The organism is Flavobacterium micromati, from assembly GCF_900129585.1.
Classification (GTDB): Bacteria; Bacteroidota; Bacteroidia; order Flavobacteriales; family Flavobacteriaceae; genus Flavobacterium; species Flavobacterium micromati.
The window spans coordinates 155,321-176,819 of sequence record NZ_FQWF01000012.1 but is presented as its reverse complement, the minus strand read 5'-3'; the positions used below and the strand labels follow the sequence as shown (position 1 = coordinate 176,819).

The 21,499-nt window shown below is 33.3% G+C and carries 20 protein-coding genes; 7 read left to right on the top strand and 13 right to left on the bottom strand.

Annotated elements, in window-relative coordinates; genetic code table 11:
• Positions 1–502 precede the first annotated feature (502 nt).
• Complete coding sequence (locus BUB42_RS13620) at positions 503–1,909, top strand: APC family permease (RefSeq protein ID WP_073021341.1); 1,407 nt, start codon at positions 503–505, stop codon at positions 1,907–1,909.
• A gap of 390 nt (positions 1,910–2,299) precedes the next feature.
• Here the strand turns inward: BUB42_RS13620 and BUB42_RS13615 are convergent, their stop codons facing one another.
• The gene (locus BUB42_RS13615; protein ID WP_073021339.1) at positions 2,300–3,748 is read right to left on the bottom strand and encodes a glyceraldehyde-3-phosphate dehydrogenase; all 1,449 of its coding nucleotides are present in this window, start codon (positions 3,746–3,748) and stop codon (positions 2,300–2,302) included.
• A 161-nt stretch (positions 3,749–3,909) separates the two neighbouring features.
• Complete coding sequence (locus tag BUB42_RS13610; protein ID WP_073021337.1) at positions 3,910–5,310, bottom strand: trypsin-like peptidase domain-containing protein; 1,401 nt, start codon at positions 5,308–5,310, stop codon at positions 3,910–3,912.
• A 139-nt stretch (positions 5,311–5,449) separates the two neighbouring features.
• Here BUB42_RS13610 and dapF point away from each other — a divergent pair, with 139 nt between their 5' ends.
• From dapF to BUB42_RS13585, 5 genes are all read left to right on the top strand, one after another.
• Positions 5,450–6,232, top strand: coding sequence for a diaminopimelate epimerase (gene dapF / locus BUB42_RS13605; RefSeq protein ID WP_073021371.1), 783 nt, complete (start codon positions 5,450–5,452; stop codon positions 6,230–6,232).
• An 18-nt stretch (positions 6,233–6,250) separates the two neighbouring features.
• Positions 6,251–6,784 (top strand): GNAT family N-acetyltransferase, encoded by a 534-nt coding sequence (locus BUB42_RS13600; RefSeq protein WP_073021335.1) that lies wholly within the window; start codon positions 6,251–6,253, stop codon positions 6,782–6,784.
• 79 nt (positions 6,785–6,863) lie between these two features.
• Positions 6,864–7,904, top strand: coding sequence for an endolytic transglycosylase MltG (gene mltG, locus BUB42_RS13595; RefSeq protein ID WP_073021334.1), 1,041 nt, complete (start codon positions 6,864–6,866; stop codon positions 7,902–7,904).
• A 2-nt stretch (positions 7,905–7,906) separates the two neighbouring features.
• Positions 7,907–8,818 (top strand): DUF2279 domain-containing protein, encoded by a 912-nt coding sequence (locus tag BUB42_RS13590; protein ID WP_084118351.1) that lies wholly within the window; start codon positions 7,907–7,909, stop codon positions 8,816–8,818.
• Positions 8,819–8,915: 97 nt separating this feature from the next.
• On the top strand, positions 8,916–9,557 hold the full coding sequence (locus tag BUB42_RS13585; protein ID WP_073021332.1) for a peptidoglycan-binding protein LysM: 642 nt from the start codon (positions 8,916–8,918) through the stop codon (positions 9,555–9,557).
• 256 nt (positions 9,558–9,813) lie between these two features.
• Here the strand turns inward: BUB42_RS13585 and scpA are convergent, their stop codons facing one another.
• The 8 genes from scpA to dnaA form a co-directional block, all read right to left on the bottom strand.
• Positions 9,814–11,949: a methylmalonyl-CoA mutase gene (gene scpA, locus BUB42_RS13580; RefSeq protein ID WP_073021330.1), complete on the bottom strand. Its 2,136-nt coding sequence runs from the start codon at positions 11,947–11,949 to the stop codon at positions 9,814–9,816.
• Positions 11,950–12,007: 58 nt separating this feature from the next.
• Positions 12,008–13,372 carry a methylmalonyl-CoA mutase subunit beta gene (locus BUB42_RS13575; protein ID WP_073021329.1) on the bottom strand — a complete coding sequence of 455 codons (1,365 nt, stop codon included), beginning with the start codon at positions 13,370–13,372 and terminating at the stop codon, positions 12,008–12,010.
• A gap of 37 nt (positions 13,373–13,409) precedes the next feature.
• Entirely contained in the window at positions 13,410–13,739 is a 330-nt protein-coding gene (locus BUB42_RS13570; protein WP_139257395.1) for an FtsB family cell division protein, read from the bottom strand.
• Between the two features lie 133 nt (positions 13,740–13,872).
• Positions 13,873–14,481: a uridine kinase gene (udk, locus tag BUB42_RS13565; RefSeq protein ID WP_073021325.1), complete on the bottom strand. Its 609-nt coding sequence runs from the start codon at positions 14,479–14,481 to the stop codon at positions 13,873–13,875.
• A 221-nt stretch (positions 14,482–14,702) separates the two neighbouring features.
• Positions 14,703–15,584, bottom strand: a complete 882-nt coding sequence (locus BUB42_RS13560) for an SDR family oxidoreductase (protein WP_073021323.1) — start codon at positions 15,582–15,584, stop codon at positions 14,703–14,705.
• A gap of 267 nt (positions 15,585–15,851) precedes the next feature.
• The gene (locus tag BUB42_RS13555) at positions 15,852–16,574 is read right to left on the bottom strand and encodes an SAM-dependent methyltransferase (protein ID WP_073021321.1); all 723 of its coding nucleotides are present in this window, start codon (positions 16,572–16,574) and stop codon (positions 15,852–15,854) included.
• Positions 16,575–16,678: 104 nt separating this feature from the next.
• Positions 16,679–17,146 carry a low molecular weight protein-tyrosine-phosphatase gene (locus BUB42_RS13550; RefSeq protein WP_073021320.1) on the bottom strand — a complete coding sequence of 156 codons (468 nt, stop codon included), beginning with the start codon at positions 17,144–17,146 and terminating at the stop codon, positions 16,679–16,681.
• A 6-nt stretch (positions 17,147–17,152) separates the two neighbouring features.
• Complete coding sequence (dnaA, locus tag BUB42_RS13545) at positions 17,153–18,580, bottom strand: chromosomal replication initiator protein DnaA (protein WP_073021319.1); 1,428 nt, start codon at positions 18,578–18,580, stop codon at positions 17,153–17,155.
• 185 nt (positions 18,581–18,765) lie between these two features.
• Between dnaA and BUB42_RS13540 the strand changes: the two genes are divergently transcribed.
• Complete coding sequence (locus BUB42_RS13540) at positions 18,766–19,170, top strand: acyl-CoA thioesterase (protein ID WP_073021317.1); 405 nt, start codon at positions 18,766–18,768, stop codon at positions 19,168–19,170.
• 31 nt (positions 19,171–19,201) lie between these two features.
• Here BUB42_RS13540 and BUB42_RS13535 read toward each other — a convergent pair whose 3' ends face one another.
• The 3 genes from BUB42_RS13535 to ribD are packed head-to-tail and all read right to left on the bottom strand — an operon-like array spanning position 19,202 to position 21,484.
• The gene (locus tag BUB42_RS13535; protein WP_073021316.1) at positions 19,202–19,831 is read right to left on the bottom strand and encodes an IMPACT family protein; all 630 of its coding nucleotides are present in this window, start codon (positions 19,829–19,831) and stop codon (positions 19,202–19,204) included.
• A gap of 14 nt (positions 19,832–19,845) precedes the next feature.
• The gene (locus tag BUB42_RS13530) at positions 19,846–20,448 is read right to left on the bottom strand and encodes an HAD family hydrolase (RefSeq protein WP_073021314.1); all 603 of its coding nucleotides are present in this window, start codon (positions 20,446–20,448) and stop codon (positions 19,846–19,848) included.
• A complete protein-coding gene (gene ribD / locus BUB42_RS13525; RefSeq protein ID WP_073021312.1) occupies positions 20,441–21,484 on the bottom strand; it encodes a bifunctional diaminohydroxyphosphoribosylaminopyrimidine deaminase/5-amino-6-(5-phosphoribosylamino)uracil reductase RibD in 1,044 nt (347 codons plus the stop codon). The genes BUB42_RS13530 and ribD overlap by 8 nt, the downstream gene beginning before the upstream one ends.
• Positions 21,485–21,499: the final 15 nt, after the last annotated feature.

The following is a 21,499-nucleotide window of genomic DNA, read 5'->3' as shown; positions in this document are numbered from 1 at the left end:
ATTGATTAATGATTATTGGTTTTAGATGTAATTCCATTTTGACTTTTGGAGTTGGAATCGCTTTAATTTTTTCTTCTAAAGTAATACTAAATAGCTTTTCTAATTTTCTAATAGCTAAACTCTTTTTTATATTAATCTAGTAACGCGGTTAACAGTTTATTTTAGCGCTACGACAAACTTAGAGTGACATTTGGATTGTGATTGACTTTAAATATTTTGTCAAATGTGCTGTTGCAATGAAATTTACAAATTAGAACCAAAAAATTATAGGTCTTGTTATTTTCTCTTCAAAATGGCGAAAAATGATTTTGATACCTTACGCTGTTTTTGCATGAGGGAAGGAAGCGGCATCCTTTATTTTCTTTCTTTAAGAAAATAAAGATACAGCGTACTGCCCGACCTTGCTGTAACGAGAGTGGAAGCAAGGACATGCGCTAAAAAAATTGATTTTAAATTTCTAAAAAAGTATATCTTTAGCCAAACCAAAATTTAAAACTATTTTATGGAAGAGAATAAACCAGACGATTTTAAACGAGAATTAGGATTGCTTGATGGGACTATGCTTGTTGTGGGATCGATGATAGGTTCAGGAATATTTATTGTTAGTTCAGATATGGTACGGCAATTGGGATCTGCTGGTTGGCTTATTGCCATGTGGGTACTTACAGGGGTTATTACAGTCATTGCCGCGGTAAGTTATGGCGAGTTAAGTGCTATGTTTCCTAAAGCAGGTGGACAATATGTTTATATAAAGGAAGCTTACGGAAAGCTGGTAGGTTTTTTATACGGTTGGAGCTTTTTTGCGGTAATACAAACAGGAACTATTGCTGCGGTAGGTGTTGCTTTTGCCAAGTTTTCGGCTTATTTATATCCTCCTTTGAGTGATGAAAATATTTTATACGAATTAGGAAGTTTTAAACTGAATGCTGCCCAAATTGTTTCGATAGTGACGATTATTCTACTGAGTTACATTAACAGTCGCGGGGTAAAAAACTCTAAAATATTGCAAACTGTTCTCACGGTTATAAAAATTGTTTCAATAGCTGGTTTAATTATTTTTGGTTTTATGGCTGCTAAGGCTGAGGTTTGGGATGCTAACTGGGCAAATGCTTGGTTTTCAAGATCACTAGACGTGAACGCTGGAAGTTGGATGCCTATAAGTGGCGTTGCTTTGATATCAGCAATTTCTGCTGCTTTAGTAGGTTCATTATTTTCCAGTGTGGCTTGGGAAGGTGTAACTTTTATTGCGGGCGAAATTAAAAATCCAAAACGAAATGTAGGCTTGAGTTTGTTTTTAGGAACCTTGATAGTGAGTGTAATTTATATTTTAACTAATTTAATGTATTTAGCTGTTGTTCCACTGCAAGGTATTGCAACAGCCGAATCTGACCGGGTTGCGGTTGTGGCTTCCCAAACTATTTTTGGCGGAATTGGGACTTTGATAATCGCAGTTATGATAATGATTTCAACTTTTGCTTGTAATAACGGACTCATTATGGCTGGTGCCAGAGTATATTACACCATGGCGCAAGACGGTGTTTTCTTTAAAAAGGCTGCGCAATTAAATAAAGCGAGTGTTCCGGAGTGGTCAATATGGGTGCAATGTTTTTGGGCTTCGGCTTTATGTTTGACGGGTAAATATGGCGATTTACTCGATTTTGTAGTGATAGTTGTTTTGATATTTTACATACTGACAATTCTGGGAATCTTTATCCTTCGAAAAAAAATGCCAGATGTAGAAAGACCTTATAAAGCTTTTGGATATCCAGTTTTGCCAGCTCTATATATAATTATTGCTACTGCAATATGTATTGCGTTGCTCTACACTAAAACAAGTACAAGTGGTTGGGGTGTTGTGATTATGTTAGTGGGAATTCCGGTTTATTATTTGACTAAGGCTAAGGAGTAGTTTTTAGTGGTCAGTGGTCGGTTTTCAGTGTTTAGTAATCAGGGATTGGCATTTTAGTGAATAGTTAAATAGAGATTAAATTTATTTTTTCAGGATTATTTAGATAAAAAAAATCATTCAAAATCATTTTGATCTGTGTAATGCGTGTTCTAATATTTCTAAAAAATCACCCAATAACACAAACAAAGAGATCTTTACTATGCAATTTAATCATCGGTTTTAATCCAAAATAATAGCGCTCAACAATTACCATAAAAAAAGCCGTTTTGCTTCAAAACAAAACGGCTTTTAAATTCAGGTTGCATTGCTGTTGCTTAAATCTAAAAATTACCGACTAAAAACTAAAAATTAAAAAGTACAATCAGCAATAACTAACCTGTAAAGTAGCTGCTAGTAATACGTAAAACGTCTTACTTTAGCAATATATTTTGCCAATCGTATTACTTGATGGCTATAACCGTATTCATTGTCATACCAAATGTAAAGCACAATATTTTTACCGTCTTTTGAAACAATAGTTGCGTTACTATCATAAATGGCTGGTTGAGGTGTTCCCACAATATCCGAAGAAACTAACTCGTTATTCAAAGAATATTTTATTTGCTCTACCAGCTCGCCTTCTAATGCGTATTTTTTCATTATTGCATTAATCTCTTCTACTGAAGTTGCTTTTGAAACTTCTAAATTCACAACTACTAGCGATCCATTTGGTACCGGAACCCGAATTGCGTTAGAAGTCAATTTTCCCTCCAGCGACGGTAACGCTTTTGCGACAGCGCTACCTGCACCAGTTTCAGTAATAACCATATTCAATGCCGCTGCTCTTCCACGACGGTATTTTTTGTGCATATTGTCAACTAAATTCTGGTCGTTTGTGTACGCATGAATGGTTTCTAAATGCCCTCTTACAACTCCCAGCGTATCTTCAACTGCTTTTAAAACAGGAGTAATTGCATTAGTAGTGCACGATGCAGCCGAAAATATATCAATCTCATCAGGATTGTATTCGTTTTGGTTTACGCCGTGAACAATATTTGGAACTCCTTTTCCTGGTGCAGTAAGCAATACTTTATCTGTTCCTTTTGAAGCTAAATGCCGGCTCAGTGCTTCATGAGTCGTGAATGCTCCTGTGTTGTCAATTACTAAAGCTTTGTCTATTCCGTAAAGTGTATAATCAATTTCCTCAGGAGAATTAGCGGTGATGATGTGAACTGTTGTTCCATTTATAATTAATGCGTTGTTCTTTACATCAGCAGTAACTGATCCTTCAAAGTCGCCATGAATAGAATCGTATCGCAACAACGAAGCTCTTTTTTCAAGAGTAGTGGTGTCGTTTTTATCACGGGTTACAATAGCGCGCAGCCGCAGCTGACTTCCTTTTCCAGTTTTAGACATTAATTCTCTAGCAAGTAATCTACCTATTCGCCCAAAACCATATAAAACCACATCTTTTGGAAAAATTTCCTCACAGTTTTTTGCGTTTTTTAATTTGTCAATTACAAAATACCGTACATCTTGATATTTATCTTCTTCCATCGCATATTCATACGCTAATTTCCCAATGTCTAGTTTAGCTGGCGGAAGGTCTAATTCTAATATAGCTTTTGCAATTTTAACAGAATCGAAAATAGAGATAGGTTTGCCTACAAATTCAGCTGCGTAACCGTGAAGATTGATAATATCGCTGACGTTTCTGTCAATCAATTGATTGCGAAATAAAACCATTTCAATCGATTTATCATACCATAAATCGCTGATAATTTTAATCAGTTTTACGCCTGCACGTCGCCTGTCAGCTTGAAAAGAAACTTCTTTTTCGTATAAAGTTGTAGTTGCCATAATGTAAATTCAATGAAAATAAATGAACGTATTTTTTTTAAAATTTGGTGCAAAAGTACCTATTTCAATCGATTTCGTAGACTATTTTGGGAAATATTTGGAAAATAAAAAAGCCACCGTGAAATTTCAAGATGGCTAAATTATTTTGGAGTAAATGGACTCTATAAAATCACACGCAGTATTTCTCCACTTTTATTTATCATTTCAATACGCACTGTTTGATTTTCTTCTTTTTTATCTATTAGTTTAGAAACTGTTTCCACATCTATAGCTTTTACGTTATCAATGCTCAATATAATATTTCCCACTAACTCTTCCTCATACTGTTTTAAAGCTTGACTATTAATCGCTTTTATCCGAACTCCATAATCAATTTTGAATCTTTTTTTCTCAGATGCTTCAATATTTTCTAATTCAATTCCTTTAAATTCAGTACTAATAAACTCATTTTTGTTTAAAGTGACTGGGATCGTTTTAGTTTTTCCATCTCTTAAATAAGTGACTTGAACTTTATCATTTGGTCTTTTTGTATTGATGTATCCCGAAAGGTCAGCAAATGTTGAAACGGTTTGTTCGTCAAGTTTTATAATAATATCGCCTTTCATCAGTCCTGATTTTTCAGCACCAGAATTCTTAGTTACCTTGTTGATATAAAATCCTTGTGTTTGATCAATACCCAATTCTTTTGAAGCTATGCCGTTAAGTTCGCCTCCTTCAACACCTAAAATACCGCGGCGTACATTACCAAATTCCATAAGATCTTCAATAATTTTACGGACTAAATTTGAAGGTACTGCAAATGAATATCCTACATACGATCCTGTCATCGATGAAATCATGGTATTGATTCCTATTAATTCTCCCCTTGTATTTACTAATGCGCCACCACTATTTCCAGGATTTACTGCTGCATCAGTTTGAATAAATGACTGCATTCCGCTAGTGTTTAGGTCTCTGGCTTTCGCCGAAACAATTCCAGCTGTTACTGTCGATGTCAAATTATAAGGATTTCCAACGGCCAAAACCCATTCGCCTACTTTTACCGCATCTGAATTTGCAAAAGCGCTATAAGGCAATTTCTCATTTACATCAATTTTTAACAAAGCAATGTCCATTTTTGAATCGGTTCCAATGAGTTTTGCTTGATATGTTTTTTTATTATTTAAAGTGATTTCTATTTCTGACGCACCTTTTATAACGTGGTTGTTAGTAACAATATAGCCATCTTCTGAAATGATTACACCTGAGCCTGTTCCTACTTGTTCTTGTGATTGTCCACCTTTATAACCATAAAAATATTCTAAAATAGGATTGCTAACTGTTCTTCTAGAAACATTTTTTACGTGTACTACAGTATGAATAGTTCTTTCAGCAGCTTCTGTAAAATCGAGAATTTCAGTTGATAAACCTACTTTTTTACCAAAAGAATTTGCTTCGGTAGTAATGCCTGAATTACTATTGTTAGAAAAATATCCATTGTTGTCAAATAATACTTTATATGCTCCAAGTGTTACAACTCCACTCAACAGCGCAACCAAGAAAAGTGTTGAAAATTTTTTCATATTTATTTTGTATTAAAAAAATTATTTGTTTGCAAAATTAACACTTAAATCATTTTTTGAAAAATAGTTTAACGCTCTTTAACAGTGATTAACATTACATTAATAGTTTGTACTTTTGTATTTTTAAACAATGATTACAATGCAATTAGAATTTTATAAATATCAGGGAACGGGAAATGATTTTGTAATGGTAGATAATCGAACTGATTTTTTTCCAAAAGACAACATTAAATTAATTGCGCATTTATGTGATAGGCGGTTTGGTATTGGTGGCGATGGATTGATTTTGTTAGAGAATGATACAGAATCCGATTTCAAAATGGTTTATTACAACTCAGATGGTAATCAAAGTTCGATGTGCGGCAACGGTGGTAGGTGTTTAGTGGCTTTCGCCAAAATGCTAAAAGTGATTAAAAACATCGCTACTTTCAGTGCGGTAGACGGTTTGCACCATGCTAGTATCAGTGATGACGGATTAGTCTCTTTGCAAATGATTGATGTTGCCGATGTAAAAGTAAATCAAAATTATGTTTTTTTAAACACGGGATCTCCGCATCACGTTCAGCTTGTGGAAGATTTAGAAAGTTACGATATTAAAGAAAATGGAGCCAAAATACGATATGGTGATTTATACGGAAAAGCCGGCAGCAATGTTAACTTTGTCAACCAAGTGGATGAAAACACATTTTCATTGCGAACGTATGAAAGAGGAGTAGAAGATGAAACGCTTTCCTGCGGGACTGGCGCTACAGCAGTTGCAATTGCAATGAATATTCTAGGTAAAACTGAAGCCTCGAGCGTTAATTTAAATGTCGAAGGTGGAAAACTGACAGTGTCCTTTGAGAAAAATGAATCTCTTTTTACAAAAGTGACTCTAAAAGGACCGGCTGAATTTGTTTTCAAAGGAACAATTGTCATTTAATAAACGCTACATTAAAAAATGAAAACATTAAAAGGAAAGAATATTTACATAAGGGCATTGGAACCTAATGATCTAGAATTTATTTATGCCATTGAAAATGATCAAAGTATTTGGGAAGTCAGTAATACTCACACGCCTTACAGTCGGTTTTTAGTGAAACAGTATTTAGAAAATGCGCATCAGGATATTTATGAAGCCAAGCAATTGCGGTTAGCAATTTGTCAAGATCAAGATTTTCCTGCGGTAGGATTAGTTGATTTATTTGATTTTGATCCAAAGAATAATAGGGCAGGAGTAGGTATTGTTATCCAAGGGAATGAACATAGAAATCAAAACATTGGATCAGAAGCGTTAGCGTTGCTAATTGAATATGCTTTTTCCAATTTGAATTTACATCAATTATTTGCAAATATTGGTACACAGAATGTAGCAAGTACTGCACTTTTTACTAAATTTGGATTCGAAATGATAGGCGTGAAAAAAGAATGGACTTTAATAAATGGTACATATAAAGATGAAGCTATTTTTCAATTGTTAAATAAAAACTTTTAATTCCTTGTATTCAGTTACTATCATTTTAAAATAAAAATTTAAAAAAAGCGTTCCTTTTTTCTATAAAAAAATACCACAAATGAGCATAAAGAAAATTATCACAATTATCTCTGTCGTTTTAATCACAATCTTAATGATTTACGGAGTAGTAGTGCTGCGACAAATTTTTTCGCCTAATACAAAATTTACTGATAGCGAAATATACATTTATGTTCCTACGGATTCCAAATATAAGGATGTGCAGCAATTGGTGGCACCATTTATCTCAAACATGGATCATTTTAATATGGTTGCAGAAAAAAGAGGTTACACTGATAATGTTATTCCGGGACGATTTTTAGTAACAAAAGGGATGAATAGCTACGAGTTAGTCAAAGCGCTGCGATTCAATTCTGCTGTGAAATTAGCTTTCAATAACCAAGAACGAATAGAAGATTTAGCAGGACGTATAGGTTCACAAATTGAACCAGATAGCATATTGTTATTAAATTCATTCAAGGATTCAATTTTCATGCAAGAAAATGGTTTTAATGAAGACAATATTCTGGCTATGTTTATCCCAAATACTTATGAGGTTTATTGGAATACAACGGCTGTAAAGTTTCGTGATAAAATGATCAAGGAATATCGTAATTTTTGGAATAAAGAAAGAATTGCTAAAGCTGAAAAGCAAGGATTTACGCCAATAGAAGCAACAATTCTAGCTTCTATTGTTCATAAAGAATCAGTAAAAAAAGATGAAAGACCTAGAATTGCTGGAGTATATTTAAACCGTTTAAGAGCTGGAATGCCGCTTCAAGCAGATCCAACGGTTATTTATGCCATTAAAAAGAAATCAAATGATTTTGAACAAGTAATCAAACGCGTTTTTTATAATGACTTATTAATGAGTCATCCTTATAATACGTACATGAATGTGGGACTTCCTCCAGGACCTATCGCAATGCCAGATATTACGGCGCTAGAAGCAGTTTTAGATCCTGAAAAAAACGATTTTATATATTTCTGCGCTAGCGTAGATCGATTTGGATATCATGAATTTGCGGTGACGCTAGAAGAGCATAATAAAAATGCCAAAAAATATTCAGATTGGATAAACCGTCAAGGGGTGAAAAGATAATTTTGAGATTTAAAATAGCATTACTTACACTAATACTTACTTTTCAAATAGGCTATTCCCAAAATAGTCAGTTTGATAATTTCTTTAAACCTTCTGATTCGTTAAATGTAAAAAGACAGAATGCTGTTGTAATTTCGGAGGCAGTTGTTGCGGCAGGAACTTTGGTGGCTTTAAACCAACTTTGGTACGCTAATTACCCTCGATCTAAATTTCATTTTATAAATGACAATTCCGATTGGCTGCAAATGGATAAAGCGGGACATGTTTTTTCGTCCTATCAAATTGGTCGTTTTGGCGCTGAAATGTTACAATGGAGCGGTTCTTCCAGAAAAAATCAACTAATTTATGGCGCTGGTTTAGGATTCGCTTTTTTGACAGCTGTTGAGGTCTTAGATGGATATTCTAGTCAATGGGGCGCTTCATCTGGTGATATCATTGCAAATACTGCTGGAACTGCATTGTATGTTTCGCAAGAATTACTTTGGAGGGAACAGCGAATTTCACCAAAATTTTCCTTTCACACCACAAAATTTGCTGAACTCCGACCAGAAGTTTTAGGAAAATCCTTTTCTGAACAAATTTTGAAAGATTATAATGGTCAAACGTATTGGCTATCAGTTAATTTACATTCTTTTGCAAAAGAGTCAAAGTTGCCAAAATGGTTAAACGTTGCAGTAGGATATGGCGCTGAGGGAATGGTTACTGGGAATACAAAAAATACAGAATTTCTATCAAATAATCCAGCAAGGTTTAGACAATTTTACCTTAGTTTTGATGTTGATTTGACAAAAATCGAAACTAATTCTCGATTTTTAAAGACTGTTTTCTCTGTTTTAAATACGGTTAAAGTCCCAGCTCCCACAATTGAATTTAAACGATTTAATGATATAAAATACCACCTAATCTATTTTTAGAAAAGTTTAACTACCTGATAATCAGCATAAATATTTTTTTTGTATATTTGCTCGTAGAAATTTCTTAACGGGACAGCGTTTTGAAGAAAAACAATTTATGATAAAGAAATGGTATTTTTATACAAGTTTGACTGTTATTACAGTTTTTTTAAGCTCTGGCTTTAAACCCTTAAATTTAGAAACCAACCCTTGGTTTCTCATCAATGAAGAAGATGGTACACACTACTTATTTCCATCTGAAGAACAAGAAGAATACATTGATTTAAACATCCCTTTTACCGGAAATTTCTTTGTAGGTTTTAGAGAAGCAATTGGCTTTAAAGAATCTCAAAGTAAATACAAAAAAATAAATTCCTTAGGTTATATGGGAAAATACCAGTTTGGTATTGAAACTTTAAAATCAGTTGGTATTCACGACAAAATTGCTTTTTTAAATAGTCCAGAACTTCAAGAAAAAGCTTTTTTAGCGCTTTTAGCAAAAAATAAATGGGAATTAAAAAATGAAATTAAAAAATATGAAGGCAAAGTACTAAACGGTCTGCATATTACTGAATCTGGAATACTAGCTGCTGCACATCTTGGTGGTGCTGGATCAGTAAAAAAGTTTTTTAGATATAAGGGGAAACGCAACTTTACCGACGCTTATGGAAGTTCAATACGACATTACATGAAAGTTTTTGGAGGATACGATACTTCTTTTATTATTGCAAATGGGAAAGCAAAAGCGAAAACTATATAACATAAAAAAATTATAAAATAAAATAGGCTGTCAAATATTTGACAGCCTATTTTTTTTCTTAACCTCGTAATTTTAGCTAGCTTAAAAATTGCATTTTACATATTATATCAACCACCCATCAACTTTCAAATTCTTAGGATTTGGGGCCAATTTAATCTTGATTTTCCCATCATTACAAAAGTAATCGAAGAATATGCAGTCAGTATTTAAGCGAAATATCCAAACTCTGAAAAATGCTTTTCTTTAAAATTATTATTTAAATTTCCTCAAAACTTCCCATTAAAATTTCGATAATCTTTATTGCTGCTTCACTTATTTTTGTGCCTGGTCCAAATACTGCTACCGCACCTGCATCGAATAAAAACTGGTAATCTTGCGCGGGAATCACGCCACCTACAACAACCATAATATCTTCTCTACCATATTTTTTGAGCTCTTCTATTACTTGCGGAACTAACGTTTTATGGCCAGCTGCAAGTGAGGATACGCCAAGAATATGCACATCATTTTCTACAGCTTGTTTGGCTGCTTCAGCTGGTGTTTGAAAAAGCGGACCAATATCAACATCAAAACCGACATCCGCATAACCAGTAGCAACAACTTTGGCGCCGCGATCGTGCCCGTCTTGTCCCATTTTTGCTATCATGATTCGGGGTCTGCGGCCTTCTCTTTTTGCAAATTCGTCAGCTATTTGTTTTGCTTTTTCAAAACTTTTATCGTCTTTTATCTCTTTACTATACACGCCGCTAAAGGATTTAATTTGCGCTTTATATCTTCCAAAAACTGTTTCCAGTGCATCACTAATTTCACCTAAAGTGGTTCTATTTCGAGCAGCTTCGACAGCTATTTCTAGTAAATTCCCTTCACCAGTTTTAGCGCAATGAATCAACTGCGTTAGGGAATTTTGTACTTTTTCAGAATTTCTTGTTCCTTTTATTCGGTCTAATTGCTCTAATTGTTGTTTACGAACCATTTGGTTGTCCACATCCAATATTTGCAACGGATCTTCTTTTTCTAGGCGATATTGGTTTACACCAACAATAATATCTTGTCCACTATCAATTCTAGCTTGTTTTCTTGCCGCTGCTTCTTCGATTCTAAGTTTAGGAATTCCAGATTCAATTGCTTTGGTCATTCCACCTAGCTCTTCTACTTCTTCAATCAGCTTCCAAGCGTTTTCAGCAATTTCATTAGTTAAACTTTCAACATAATAACTTCCAGCCCAAGGATCGACAGTTTTAGTAATTTTAGTTTCTTCTTGTAAATATAGTTGCGTATTTCTAGCAATTCTAGCTGAGAAATCTGTTGGTAATGCTATTGCTTCATCTAACGCATTTGTGTGTAGCGATTGCGTTCCTCCAAAAGCGGCTGCCGTTGCTTCAATACACGTTCTAGCTACATTATTGAAAGGATCTTGCTCTGTTAGACTCCAACCAGAAGTTTGACAGTGGGTGCGTAATGCTAATGATTTATCATCTTTAGGTTCAAATTGTTTGACTAATTTGGCCCATATCATTCTCCCCGCACGCATTTTGGCGATTTCCATAAAATGGTTCATTCCAATTGCCCAGAAAAAGGACAATCTAGGAGCAAATTCGTCAATTTTCATTCCTGTTGCAAGTCCTGTTCTAATGTATTCCAGACCATCTGCTAAGGTGTACGCTAATTCAATATCGGCGGTAGCTCCCGCTTCTTGCATGTGGTAACCAGAAATTGAAATAGAATTGAATTTGGGCATATTTTTACTGGTATACTCAAAAATATCAGCAATAATTTTCATCGAAGGTGTTGGTGGATAAATATAAGTATTTCGCACCATAAACTCTTTCAATATATCATTTTGTATCGTTCCAGAAAGTAATTCTGGTTGTACTCCTTGTTCCTCAGCTGCAACAATGTAAAAAGCCATAATAGGCAAAACAGCGCCGTTCATCGTCATCGAAACAGACATTTCATCTAGCGGAATTTGGTCAAATAATACTTTCATATCTTCAACTGTATCGATAGCCACGCCAGCTTTTCCCACATCACCAACTACTCTTTCATGATCTGAATCATAGCCACGGTGAGTTGGTAAATCAAAGGCAATTGAAAGCCCTTTTTGTCCTGCAGCCAAGTTTCTTCTGTAAAAAGCATTACTCTCTTCAGCAGTCGAAAATCCAGCATATTGGCGAACAGTCCACGGTCGACGAACGTACATTGTTGCGTAAGGTCCGCGTAAATTTGGCGCAAAGCCAGCTCCAAAATCAAGATGAGTAAGATTTTCTATATCTTGCTCTGAGTAGGTTGATTTTAGTTCGATGCCTTCTGCTGTCAAATAAACTTTCTCTTCAGAAATTAATTTGCTATTCTCTTCCTGCTGTAATTTTATGTGTTGTATATCTTTTCTCATTTGTTTACTGACAAATTATCCATCCAATGATCAATTTTTTAGATAAAAAAATTTCGTTTTATTCAAGATTTAATCGTTCTTGCTCCGTTTTTTCTGCTAGTCTTTTTTCAATAATGGGCTTTATTAATGTTTTTCTTGGATTTTGCTTTACAAAAGGGAATAACTCTAAATCATGTTTCATTCGATCCTGTTTATTGGGATACTTATTTGTCCCTAATAAAATTTCTTTTCCTGAATCGAATAAATTTTGCTCAGCCTCAGCGCTCTCTTGAATTTTTCGTTTGATAATTCCCTCATTCAGTTGTTTTAAGAAACCACCATTGGACTCAATATCTTTAAATAAAGTCAATGCTTTTTCAGCGAGTTGATTGGTCAGACTTTCTATATAATAACTTCCGTCAGCTGGATTATTAACTTTGTCAAAATAGCTTTCTTTTTTTAATATCAGCAATTGATTACGAGCAATCCGATCTCCAAATTCGTTGTCTTTATGGTATAAAGCATCGTAAGGTAAATTTGCGATTGCATCAGCACCACCAAGAATCGCACTCATGCACTCGGTTGTGGTACGTAACATATTCACGTTGTAATCGTATAAGGTTTTGTTTCGTTTTGTAGGTGAAGCAATAATATTACAATCTAAATTGTGATTATATTCTTTAGCAACTAAATTAAATAAAATCCTAAGTGCACGCAACTTTGCGATTTCAAAAAAGTAGTTTGTACCCACTGCAACCTCAAAAACAATAGGTTGATTAATTGATTCTAATCGATTAAAATATTCATTGACATGACCAATACTGTAAGCAAGCTGTTGAACCATATTAGCGCCAGCATTTTGATATAAAGTCGCGTCAATGCTTATTAAGGAGATCGATTTTGTTTGTCTTGAAAGTAAATTCAAGGTTTCAAAATTATTTTTTTCTTTGGTGGTAAACCAATTTCCATCTTTTGCTAATTGGCCAATTGAATCTAAATTACAGTAAATAATAGCTTTATTTTTTTGGGCAAAATCGTCTAATTTTTTAACGAAATCGATTGAGATAAAACTGAGATTAAAATATATTGTAATGTTATCTAACGGTAAATTTTCCAACAGATTTAGCACATCAATAGCTTCGTTTTCTATTGTGAAACGCAGACTTTCAGCACCACGATTCAAAGAGTCTATCGCACGTTCAATGGATTTTTCGACATCGTAAACGTATATATTTTGGCAAATTTTAAATTCAGTTGCTTTGGTGACAACCGAATAATTGTTAGTTAATTCATCTTTATGATAAAACGGTTTAACCTGAATATCTTCGGGAGAATTCCAAACTAAAGTTTCGTTATAATCAGCTCCTTTGAGTTCAAACTGGATTTTTTGTTTCCATTGTTTAGAAGAAATGGGATCGAAGTCATCGAAAAGAGTAGTAGCCATTTTATTTGTGATTGTTTGTTTTTAACTAATAAAAATTTTAATTAGTAGCTTTTTCAATAGTGTCGCTTTCAAATTCTATGATGTAAATATCTTCGCTATCTTTTTTCATATAATATTTTTCGCGGGCGTATTTTTCTATTTGTTCAGAATTCTTTAATTGCTTTATATTCTTTTGATCTTTTTTTATTTCTTGCTGGTAATAATCAGCATTATCTTCTAAATCTTCAATTTGCTTATCTAAAATACGATGATCAAAAAACGAGTAGTTGTCTAGAAAAAACATCCATGTACAAAAAAACAGCAGTACCCAAATGTATTTGTTACTTGCCACTTTGAACCACGGTTTGTCTTTAAAAGAATTTTTCATTTCTATTTTTTAATATTAAAAATAAGAGAATTATCTTTATTTTATAGGCTTACTAAATATTTTTATTGAAATATAAACTTCGAAAATATAGTTTCGGTAGTAGAAAATATTAAAATTTAAATGTACGAATAAATTATAAAATTTTTTGATTTATTACTGCTCTAACAACATCAATTGCTACCGTATTATATTTGTCATTTGGAATAATTATATCAGCAAATGCCTTTGTAGGTTCAATAAATTGCTCGTGCATTGGCTTTAATGTACTTTGATATCTATTAAGTACTTCGGTCATATCCCGACCGCGTTCTGCTATATCGCGCTTCATTCTCCGGATTAATCGTTCGTCAGAATCAGCATGGACATAAATTTTTACATCAAATAATTCTCTCAACTCTGGATTTGCCAAAATTAAAATACCTTCCACAATCATCACCTTTCTAGGATGTGTAAATATGGTATCGTCAGTTCTATTGTGAGTTACAAATGAGTAAACAGGTTGATGAATGTTATTGCCCAGCTTTAATTCTTTAAGATGAGCAACTAAAAGTTCAAAATCAATAGCTCGTGGATGATCAAAATTTATCAAAGCTCTCTCGTCAAAAGAGAGTCCTTTATTTTCTTTATAATAGGAATCTTGAGAAATAATTCCAACCTCTGTTTGAGGCAATTCATTCATAATTTGATGTACAACGGTTGTTTTACCGCTTCCCGTACCACCTGCAATTCCAATAATGAGCATACAATTCTTGTTGTGTTAGTAAAAAAAACAAAAGTAAGAATTTAATTGGGAGCGAATTTCTTTTTATGATATAATCGTTAATTTAAAATTTAGAACTAATCAGACCATTATGTCCGTTTTTTTTGTGACTGCGATAGACATTGTGTTATGAGAATTAAATTTTATAAATCCCTTTTATTTTAAAGTAAAAGAGAGAATCATTGACTCTCTCTTTTTTTACTTTATTTATTCTTCTTTGATTTAATCATCATTTCTAGTTGATCCCAAAGTTCTTCTGGAATAGCTTCTAAAAGGTTGAATTGTCCAGCGCCTTTTAGCCATTCACCCCCATCTATTACTATTACTTCACCATTAACGTAAGCGGAAAAATCAGAAACTAAATAAGCAGCCAAATTTGCTAACTCCTGATGATCTCCTACGCGTTGTAATGGAACTTTTTTAGCCATATCAAATTTTTCTGCTAGATCGCCGGGTAGCAATCTGTCCCAAGCGCCTTTGGTTGGAAATGGTCCTGGTGCAATTGCATTGGTACGAATTCCGTACTTTGCCCATTCTACAGCAAGGCTTCGTGTCATAGCTAATACTCCAGCTTTTGCGGTAGCACTTGGAACTACATATGCAGAACCAGTCCACGCATAAGTGGTTACAATATTCAAAACTGTCGAAGATTTTTGTTTGGTGTCAATCCAATGTTTTCCAAAAGCCAAAGTACAGTTTTTTGTACCTTTCAAAACAATATCTATTACAGTATCAAAGGCATTAGCAGATAATCTCTCAGTTGGAGATATAAAGTTTCCCGCTGCGTTGTTTAATAAGACGTCTACTTTTCCAAAAGTTTTCAAAACTTCCTGAAGCATATTGTCCACCTCTTCGTAATGGCGCACATCACATTGAATAGGAAGGCAAGTACCGCCGGTTTCTGTCTCTAATTCTGCTGCAGTATTTTTTAGTTTTTCTAAATCTCTTGATGTTATTGCAACTTGTGCACCTAATTCTAAGAAATATTTAGTCATTGCTTTTCCAAGACCGCTTCCGCCGCCAGTTACTACAATTACTTTTCCTTTTAAAGCATCGTCGCGCAACATCTTATCTGTATAACTCATAATTTTTAGTTTTTGATTCGTAAATATAATGAATTAAATAGTATGCATGCATAACAATCCTTAATAATTCAATCGATTGAAATTTAATAATTTTTGCAAATATTACGCCGTATTTTTCACATTTGGTAAATCTAGGAAATGCTCTAGTTTAAAAAATCGCTCAGCAATTATTTGGGATTTTTGTAAAGCTAAAACGAGATTTTTAAATATAAAATGATCAAATTATCAAATTAACTTTGCATTTGCAGAAACTAAATTTAACAAAGTTTACATCTTGTGAATGATAAAAATTGTTGGACGTTTGTGTAAATCAACCGTTTCTTTTTTCCAAGCGGCTATTTTTTTAGTTTTAATATATTCTGTTGATAAAGTAATATCTGTTGCAATACAAAGATGCGTTTCTGGATGAAGCGTTTGCAGTAAATCTTCTAGTAATTTGTTATTGCGGTAAGGAGTTTCGATAAAAATTTGTGATTGATTTTTTTCAAAAGATACTCTTTCTAATGTCTTAAAACTGGCTTTCTTTTCGTCTTTTTCGATTGGTAAATAACCATGAAAGGTAAAACTTTGTCCATTCATTCCAGATGCCATCATTGCCAAAAGGATCGAAGAAGGTCCCACTAACGGAATAACTTGAATGCCTCTTTCGTGAGCTAGTTTCACAATAACAGCGCCAGGATCAGCAACTCCAGGACAACCTGCTTCGCTCATTAAACCCATATCGAGACCTTCCAAAAGTGGTTTTATAAATTCTAAATGCTCCTTAGGTTCAGTGTGTTTGTTTAAAACAAAAAGCTTAAGTTCGGATTGCTTCTTCTCCGGATTTACTTCTTTAATAGATTTTCGAGCTGTTTTATCATTTTCAACAACATAATAATCAATCAGATCAATACTTCTTTTTATAGTTTGTGGAAAAACATCCATCGGATCGCAATCTCCCATAGTTGTTGGGATTAAGTAAAGTTTTCCTAAAACTGTATTTGATTTCATATAGATTACTTTTGTCAATCAGTAGTTTATTTCCTGAAAGTATTATGTCTAATTGCAGTAAATGAATTAGGCTTAATTCATTTATAAAAGATTCTGATAAAAAACTATTGATGTTTTTCAATCAGTTTTTTGGAAATTACTTCACATACTTCATCAAGCATGTTGTAAACAATTTCAAATCCATTGGGTAGACCAAAATAAGGATCGGGAACATCTACATTTTCATTTGGAAATAATTCGTTCAAAATGATTTTGACCTTATCCTTGTGATCTTGTGTTAATGCTAGTTCTAAAACATTGATGTGATTAGAGTTGTCCATCACATAAATATAATCATAAGTATCAAAATCAGCTGCACTGAATTGTTTTCCTATTTGATGTGAAATACTGATTTGATTTTTTTTTGCAATTGCTATAGAACGTTCGTCTGGAGAATGACCAATGTGCCATGAACCTGTTCCTGCTGAATCAACTATAAATTTGTCTTTCGGCAGTTTTGATGCTAAAATCCCCTCTGCTAATGGCGAACGACAAATGTTCCCTAAACAAACCATCAAAATTTTTATAGGCATGATATTTTATAACGTTAATTTTTTATTGATATCTTCCATGAACTTTTTGAACTGTTTATCAGTAGCCACTAAATTGTCTACTGTTTTACAAGCGTGTAACACTGTTGCATGATCGCGATCTCCAATTTGAGAACCGATGCTAGCTAATGATGCCTTTGTAAATTTCTTAGCAAAAAACATTGCTAATTGTCTCGCTTGAACAACATGTCTTTTTCGTGTTTTTGATTGTAAGGTTTCCAAATCCAATTGAAAATAGTCCGAAACAATTTTTTGAATGTAATCGATCGATATCTCTCTTTTTACATTTTTGACAAATTTTTCAACTACACTTTTAGCAAGTTCAATTGTTACTTCTTTTTTGTTAAAAGATGATTGTGCGATCAAAGAAATTATCGCTCCTTCAAGTTCCCGTACATTTGACTTAATATTACGGGCAACATATTCTATAATTTCATCTGGAATTTCAACTCCATCTCGATATAAAATATTTTTCAAAATCGAAATTCGAGTTTCATAATCTGGCTGATGAATTTCAGCTGATAATCCCCATTTAAAACGAGATAACAAACGCTGTTCGATATCTTGCATGTCAACTGGAGCTTTATCTGAAGTCAATATTACTTGTTTTCCATTTTGATGTAAATAGTTAAATATATGGAAAAATACATCTTGAGTTCCTGATTTCCCTGAAAGAAATTGAACGTCATCAATGATTAATACATCAATTAATTGGTAAAAATGAATAAAATCATTTCTATTATTTTTCTTTACGGAATCAATATATTGTTGGGTGAAAATTTCGGCAGAAATGTATAAAACTGTTTTTTCAGGATATTTATCTTTAATTTCAACTCCAATAGCATGCGCTAAATGCGTTTTTCCAAGACCTACACCACCAAAAATTAATAAAGGATTAAAAGAAGTACCTCCCGGTTTGTTGGCAACAGCCATTCCAGCAGAACGCGCTAATCGATTTGAATCTCCTTCTAGAAAATTATCAAAACTATAATTAGCATTCAATTGGGATTCGATTTTAAGATTTCGAATACCAGGAATCACAAATGGGTTTTTTAACTCTGGGTTTAAATTCTTAAAAGGAGCATCCACTTCTTGTGGCCGCATAGGTACTCTATTCGCACTTGGCAACTGTTCCGTAAAAGGTTGTTTGTTGCCATAAGTGTTTTCCATTCTAATTTTATAAAGTAACTTTGCATTTTTTCCAAGCTCTTTGGTTAGAGCCACTTTTAATAATTTTACATAATGTTCCTCAAGCCATTCATAAAAAAATTTACTGGGTACTTGAATATACAAAGCATTATCGGTAAGTTCAACTGATTTGATAGGTTCAAACCATGTTTTGTAGGCTTGATCTTGGATGTTGTCTTTAATAAAAGACAAGCAGTTTTCCCATACTGATTCAGCAGTTTTATTCATAAATTTCTTTTAAATTATTTTTGATTGGTAATTTTTATCTTACCAAAAAAAAATTGGATTGGTACCCATTATTAGGATAACAAATATGTGAACAATTTTCTGTAAAAAAAAATATCTAGCATAATAATTTCACGAATTATTGTTGTAAGGAGGTTTAAAAAAATTTAAAATTTAATTAATAAATAATGAAAGATCACAAAGTAGAAGTTAGAGTTCGATACTCAGAAACAGATCAGATGGGTGTCGTTTACCATGGAAATTATATCCCTTATTTTGAGATAGGAAGGGTCGAATGGCTTAGAAACAAAGGGATTTCGTATAAAACCATGGAAGAAAATGGTATTGCGCTTCCCATTGTTTCGATGAATATCAATTATAAAAAACCAGCGCGTTATGATGAGCTGCTAACGGTTCATACAGTCTTCAAAAGTCAGTCGTCTGTTAAGGTAGAATTTGATTGTGCAATTTACAATGAGTCTAATGAGTTATTAACAACTGCCCAGTTTATATTGGTTTTTGTATTGTTAAAAACGGGAAAACCAGTGAGTCCGCCGGATAATATTTTAGAATTGTTTAAGGCTATGGAATGATGTATAAAATATTGATGTATTTCATCGTAAATTACAGTCGTTTAACCGTAATTTCGTACATAATATTAAAAATGTCGAAAATCATTTCGGCATTTTTTTTTCTTGTTTTTATCTCAATTTTACCTACCGGAAATCCTGAAATTTTATCAATTTCCATTTCTTGATTCGTAATTTCGAGTTTTTTTTCTTTGATTACCCGCATTACTTTATTCATGTTTTGATAATCGAAAGAAAGTTTAAAACTATAATCAATAGTTTTTTCAACTATTTCACAATTTTCAAGTACTAAATGGGCTGAATTTTTATACGCGGATATTAATCCACCAATGCCTAATTTAGTTCCCCCAAAAACGCGCACCACCACTATTAATATATTAGTAACAGAAAATGATTGTATTTGACCATAAATAGGCATGCCAGCACTATTACTTGGTTCTCCGTCATCATTTACTCTATAAGTTATCGCATCGGTGCCTATTTGATAAGCGTAACAAAAATGTCCTGCATTAGGGTGTTGCTTTCGTAGTTTTTCAATTTGTGGTTTAACTTGATCCTCTGTTGAAATGGGGAAAGCATAACCAAAAAATTTGCTGTTTTTTTCTTTAAAAAGGATTTCGTCAGAGGAATGTTCTATTGTGCGGTAGGTATCTTTTATTTCCAAAAAGCTTTTATTTTCTAAATTATATTTTTGTCAAATAATTGAATAACATCATCTTCACCAACTTGTAAATTCCAAACTTGAAATCCTAATTCAGCCGCTGCATCTGTATTTTCTTTTTTGTCATCTACAAATAATGTGCGTTTTGGATCAAGTTTGTGATTGTTTATCAGATGTTTAAAAGCATCCAAGTCTGGTTTTCGTAATCCAATTTCAAATGAAAAATAAACTTTTTCGAAACATTGATAAAAATCACTGTAAAATGAAATTCCGTTATTACTTTCAAAAGTTTCAATATGAATAGAATCGGTATTAGATAATAAGAACAAGCGGTATTTCTTAGAAAGTAATTGTAAAAATTCTAGCCGATATAGCGGAAAATCAAGAAGAACTGCGTTCCAAGCAGCGTCTATGTCTTTTATGTTAGAATTTGGAATGTGTTTTTGGATACCTAAAAGAAAATTTTCATTGGTGATTTTTCCGGTTTCAAACTGTAGGTTTAAATCGCGCAATTCATCATTCCACTCCTTCAACCCTAGTTTTTTAAAAGCTGTTGTGGTGGCTTGTATATCTAAATTGATAAAAATATCTCCAAAATCAAATATTATAGTATTAATCATGGTTTCTTGAAATTATTAGTTTGTCAGTTCCAATGATAAATTTCTCGTTTTGCTTCGATTCTAAAATCGGCGCTTTAGTGCCAGCGTTTATTTGAACTTTTCCATAAAATATACGAGCTTCATCCCAGAGATTGGCATTAATAAAAGTTTGTAAAGTGTGTCTCCCTCCTTCAATAATAACTGATTGAATTTGGTGCCTGTATAACGACTGAATAAGTTGATTGGGAACATCTTTTTCAAAATCGATGATTTCAAAGATAGTATTTTCTTTTTCATCATTACTTTTAATTTTAGAAAAAAGGAATGTTTTAACTTGATTATCAAAAATTTGACTCTGTTTTGGAATGCGATTGTGCTGATCTAAAACCAATCGGATGGGATTATTTCCAGTCCAATCTCTAACATCTAGTTTAGGATTGTCATCTATAACAGTTTGTGTCCCTACAAGAATTGCTTGTTCTTCACTTCGCCATTTATGAACAATCTGCCTCGAATGGGCATTAGTAATCCAAACCGGTTTTTTTTCAATTTTTTCAGTAGGTGCAATATAGCCATCTTGGCTTTCTGCCCATTTTAAAATAATATAAGGTCGCTGTTTTTCATGGAAAGTAAAAAAACGTTTATTAAGTTTGTAGCAGTCTTTTTCAAGAATGCCAATCGTGACTTGAATTCCGGCTTCAATCAATTTTTTGATCCCGTTTCCCGCCACTTTAATGTTGGTATCGATTGTTCCTATAACTACTTTTGGAATTTTGTTTGCAATGATTAAATTACAGCATGGTGGTGTCTTACCAAAATGACTACAAGGTTCTAAAGAGACATAGATTGTTGCTTTTTTTAATAAGGATTTGTCCTTTACAGAATTGATGGCATTTACTTCGGCGTGAGGTTCTCCTGCTGTTTTGTGCCAACCTTCACCTATTATCTTCCCGTCGCACACAATAACACTGCCTACTAATGGATTTGGATAGGTTGTTCCTAGTCCGTTTTTAGCTAACTGAATGCACCTTTTAATATATTTTTCATTTATTTTCACGATGTAAAAGTACTA

Bases quoted from the DNA above. Each gene is read 5' to 3' on its own strand.
- BUB42_RS13620 (WP_073021341.1), top strand. From the start codon at position 503: ATGGAAGAGAATAAACCAGACGATTTTAAACGAGAATTAGGATTGCTT.
- BUB42_RS13615 (WP_073021339.1), bottom strand. From the start codon at position 3,748: ATGGCAACTACAACTTTATACGAAAAAGAAGTTTCTTTTCAAGCTGAC.
- BUB42_RS13610 (WP_073021337.1), bottom strand. From the start codon at position 5,310: ATGAAAAAATTTTCAACACTTTTCTTGGTTGCGCTGTTGAGTGGAGTT.
- dapF (WP_073021371.1), top strand. From the start codon at position 5,450: ATGCAATTAGAATTTTATAAATATCAGGGAACGGGAAATGATTTTGTA.
- BUB42_RS13600 (WP_073021335.1), top strand. From the start codon at position 6,251: ATGAAAACATTAAAAGGAAAGAATATTTACATAAGGGCATTGGAACCT.
- mltG (WP_073021334.1), top strand. From the start codon at position 6,864: ATGAGCATAAAGAAAATTATCACAATTATCTCTGTCGTTTTAATCACA.
- BUB42_RS13585 (WP_073021332.1), top strand. From the start codon at position 8,916: ATGATAAAGAAATGGTATTTTTATACAAGTTTGACTGTTATTACAGTT.
- scpA (WP_073021330.1), bottom strand. From the start codon at position 11,949: ATGAGAAAAGATATACAACACATAAAATTACAGCAGGAAGAGAATAGC.
- BUB42_RS13575 (WP_073021329.1), bottom strand. From the start codon at position 13,372: ATGGCTACTACTCTTTTCGATGACTTCGATCCCATTTCTTCTAAACAA.
- BUB42_RS13570 (WP_139257395.1), bottom strand. From the start codon at position 13,739: ATGAAAAATTCTTTTAAAGACAAACCGTGGTTCAAAGTGGCAAGTAAC.
- udk (WP_073021325.1), bottom strand. From the start codon at position 14,481: ATGCTCATTATTGGAATTGCAGGTGGTACGGGAAGCGGTAAAACAACC.
- BUB42_RS13560 (WP_073021323.1), bottom strand. From the start codon at position 15,584: ATGAGTTATACAGATAAGATGTTGCGCGACGATGCTTTAAAAGGAAAA.
- BUB42_RS13555 (WP_073021321.1), bottom strand. From the start codon at position 16,574: ATGAAATCAAATACAGTTTTAGGAAAACTTTACTTAATCCCAACAACT.
- BUB42_RS13550 (WP_073021320.1), bottom strand. From the start codon at position 17,146: ATGCCTATAAAAATTTTGATGGTTTGTTTAGGGAACATTTGTCGTTCG.
- dnaA (WP_073021319.1), bottom strand. From the start codon at position 18,580: ATGAATAAAACTGCTGAATCAGTATGGGAAAACTGCTTGTCTTTTATT.
- BUB42_RS13540 (WP_073021317.1), top strand. From the start codon at position 18,766: ATGAAAGATCACAAAGTAGAAGTTAGAGTTCGATACTCAGAAACAGAT.
- BUB42_RS13530 (WP_073021314.1), bottom strand. From the start codon at position 20,448: ATGATTAATACTATAATATTTGATTTTGGAGATATTTTTATCAATTTA.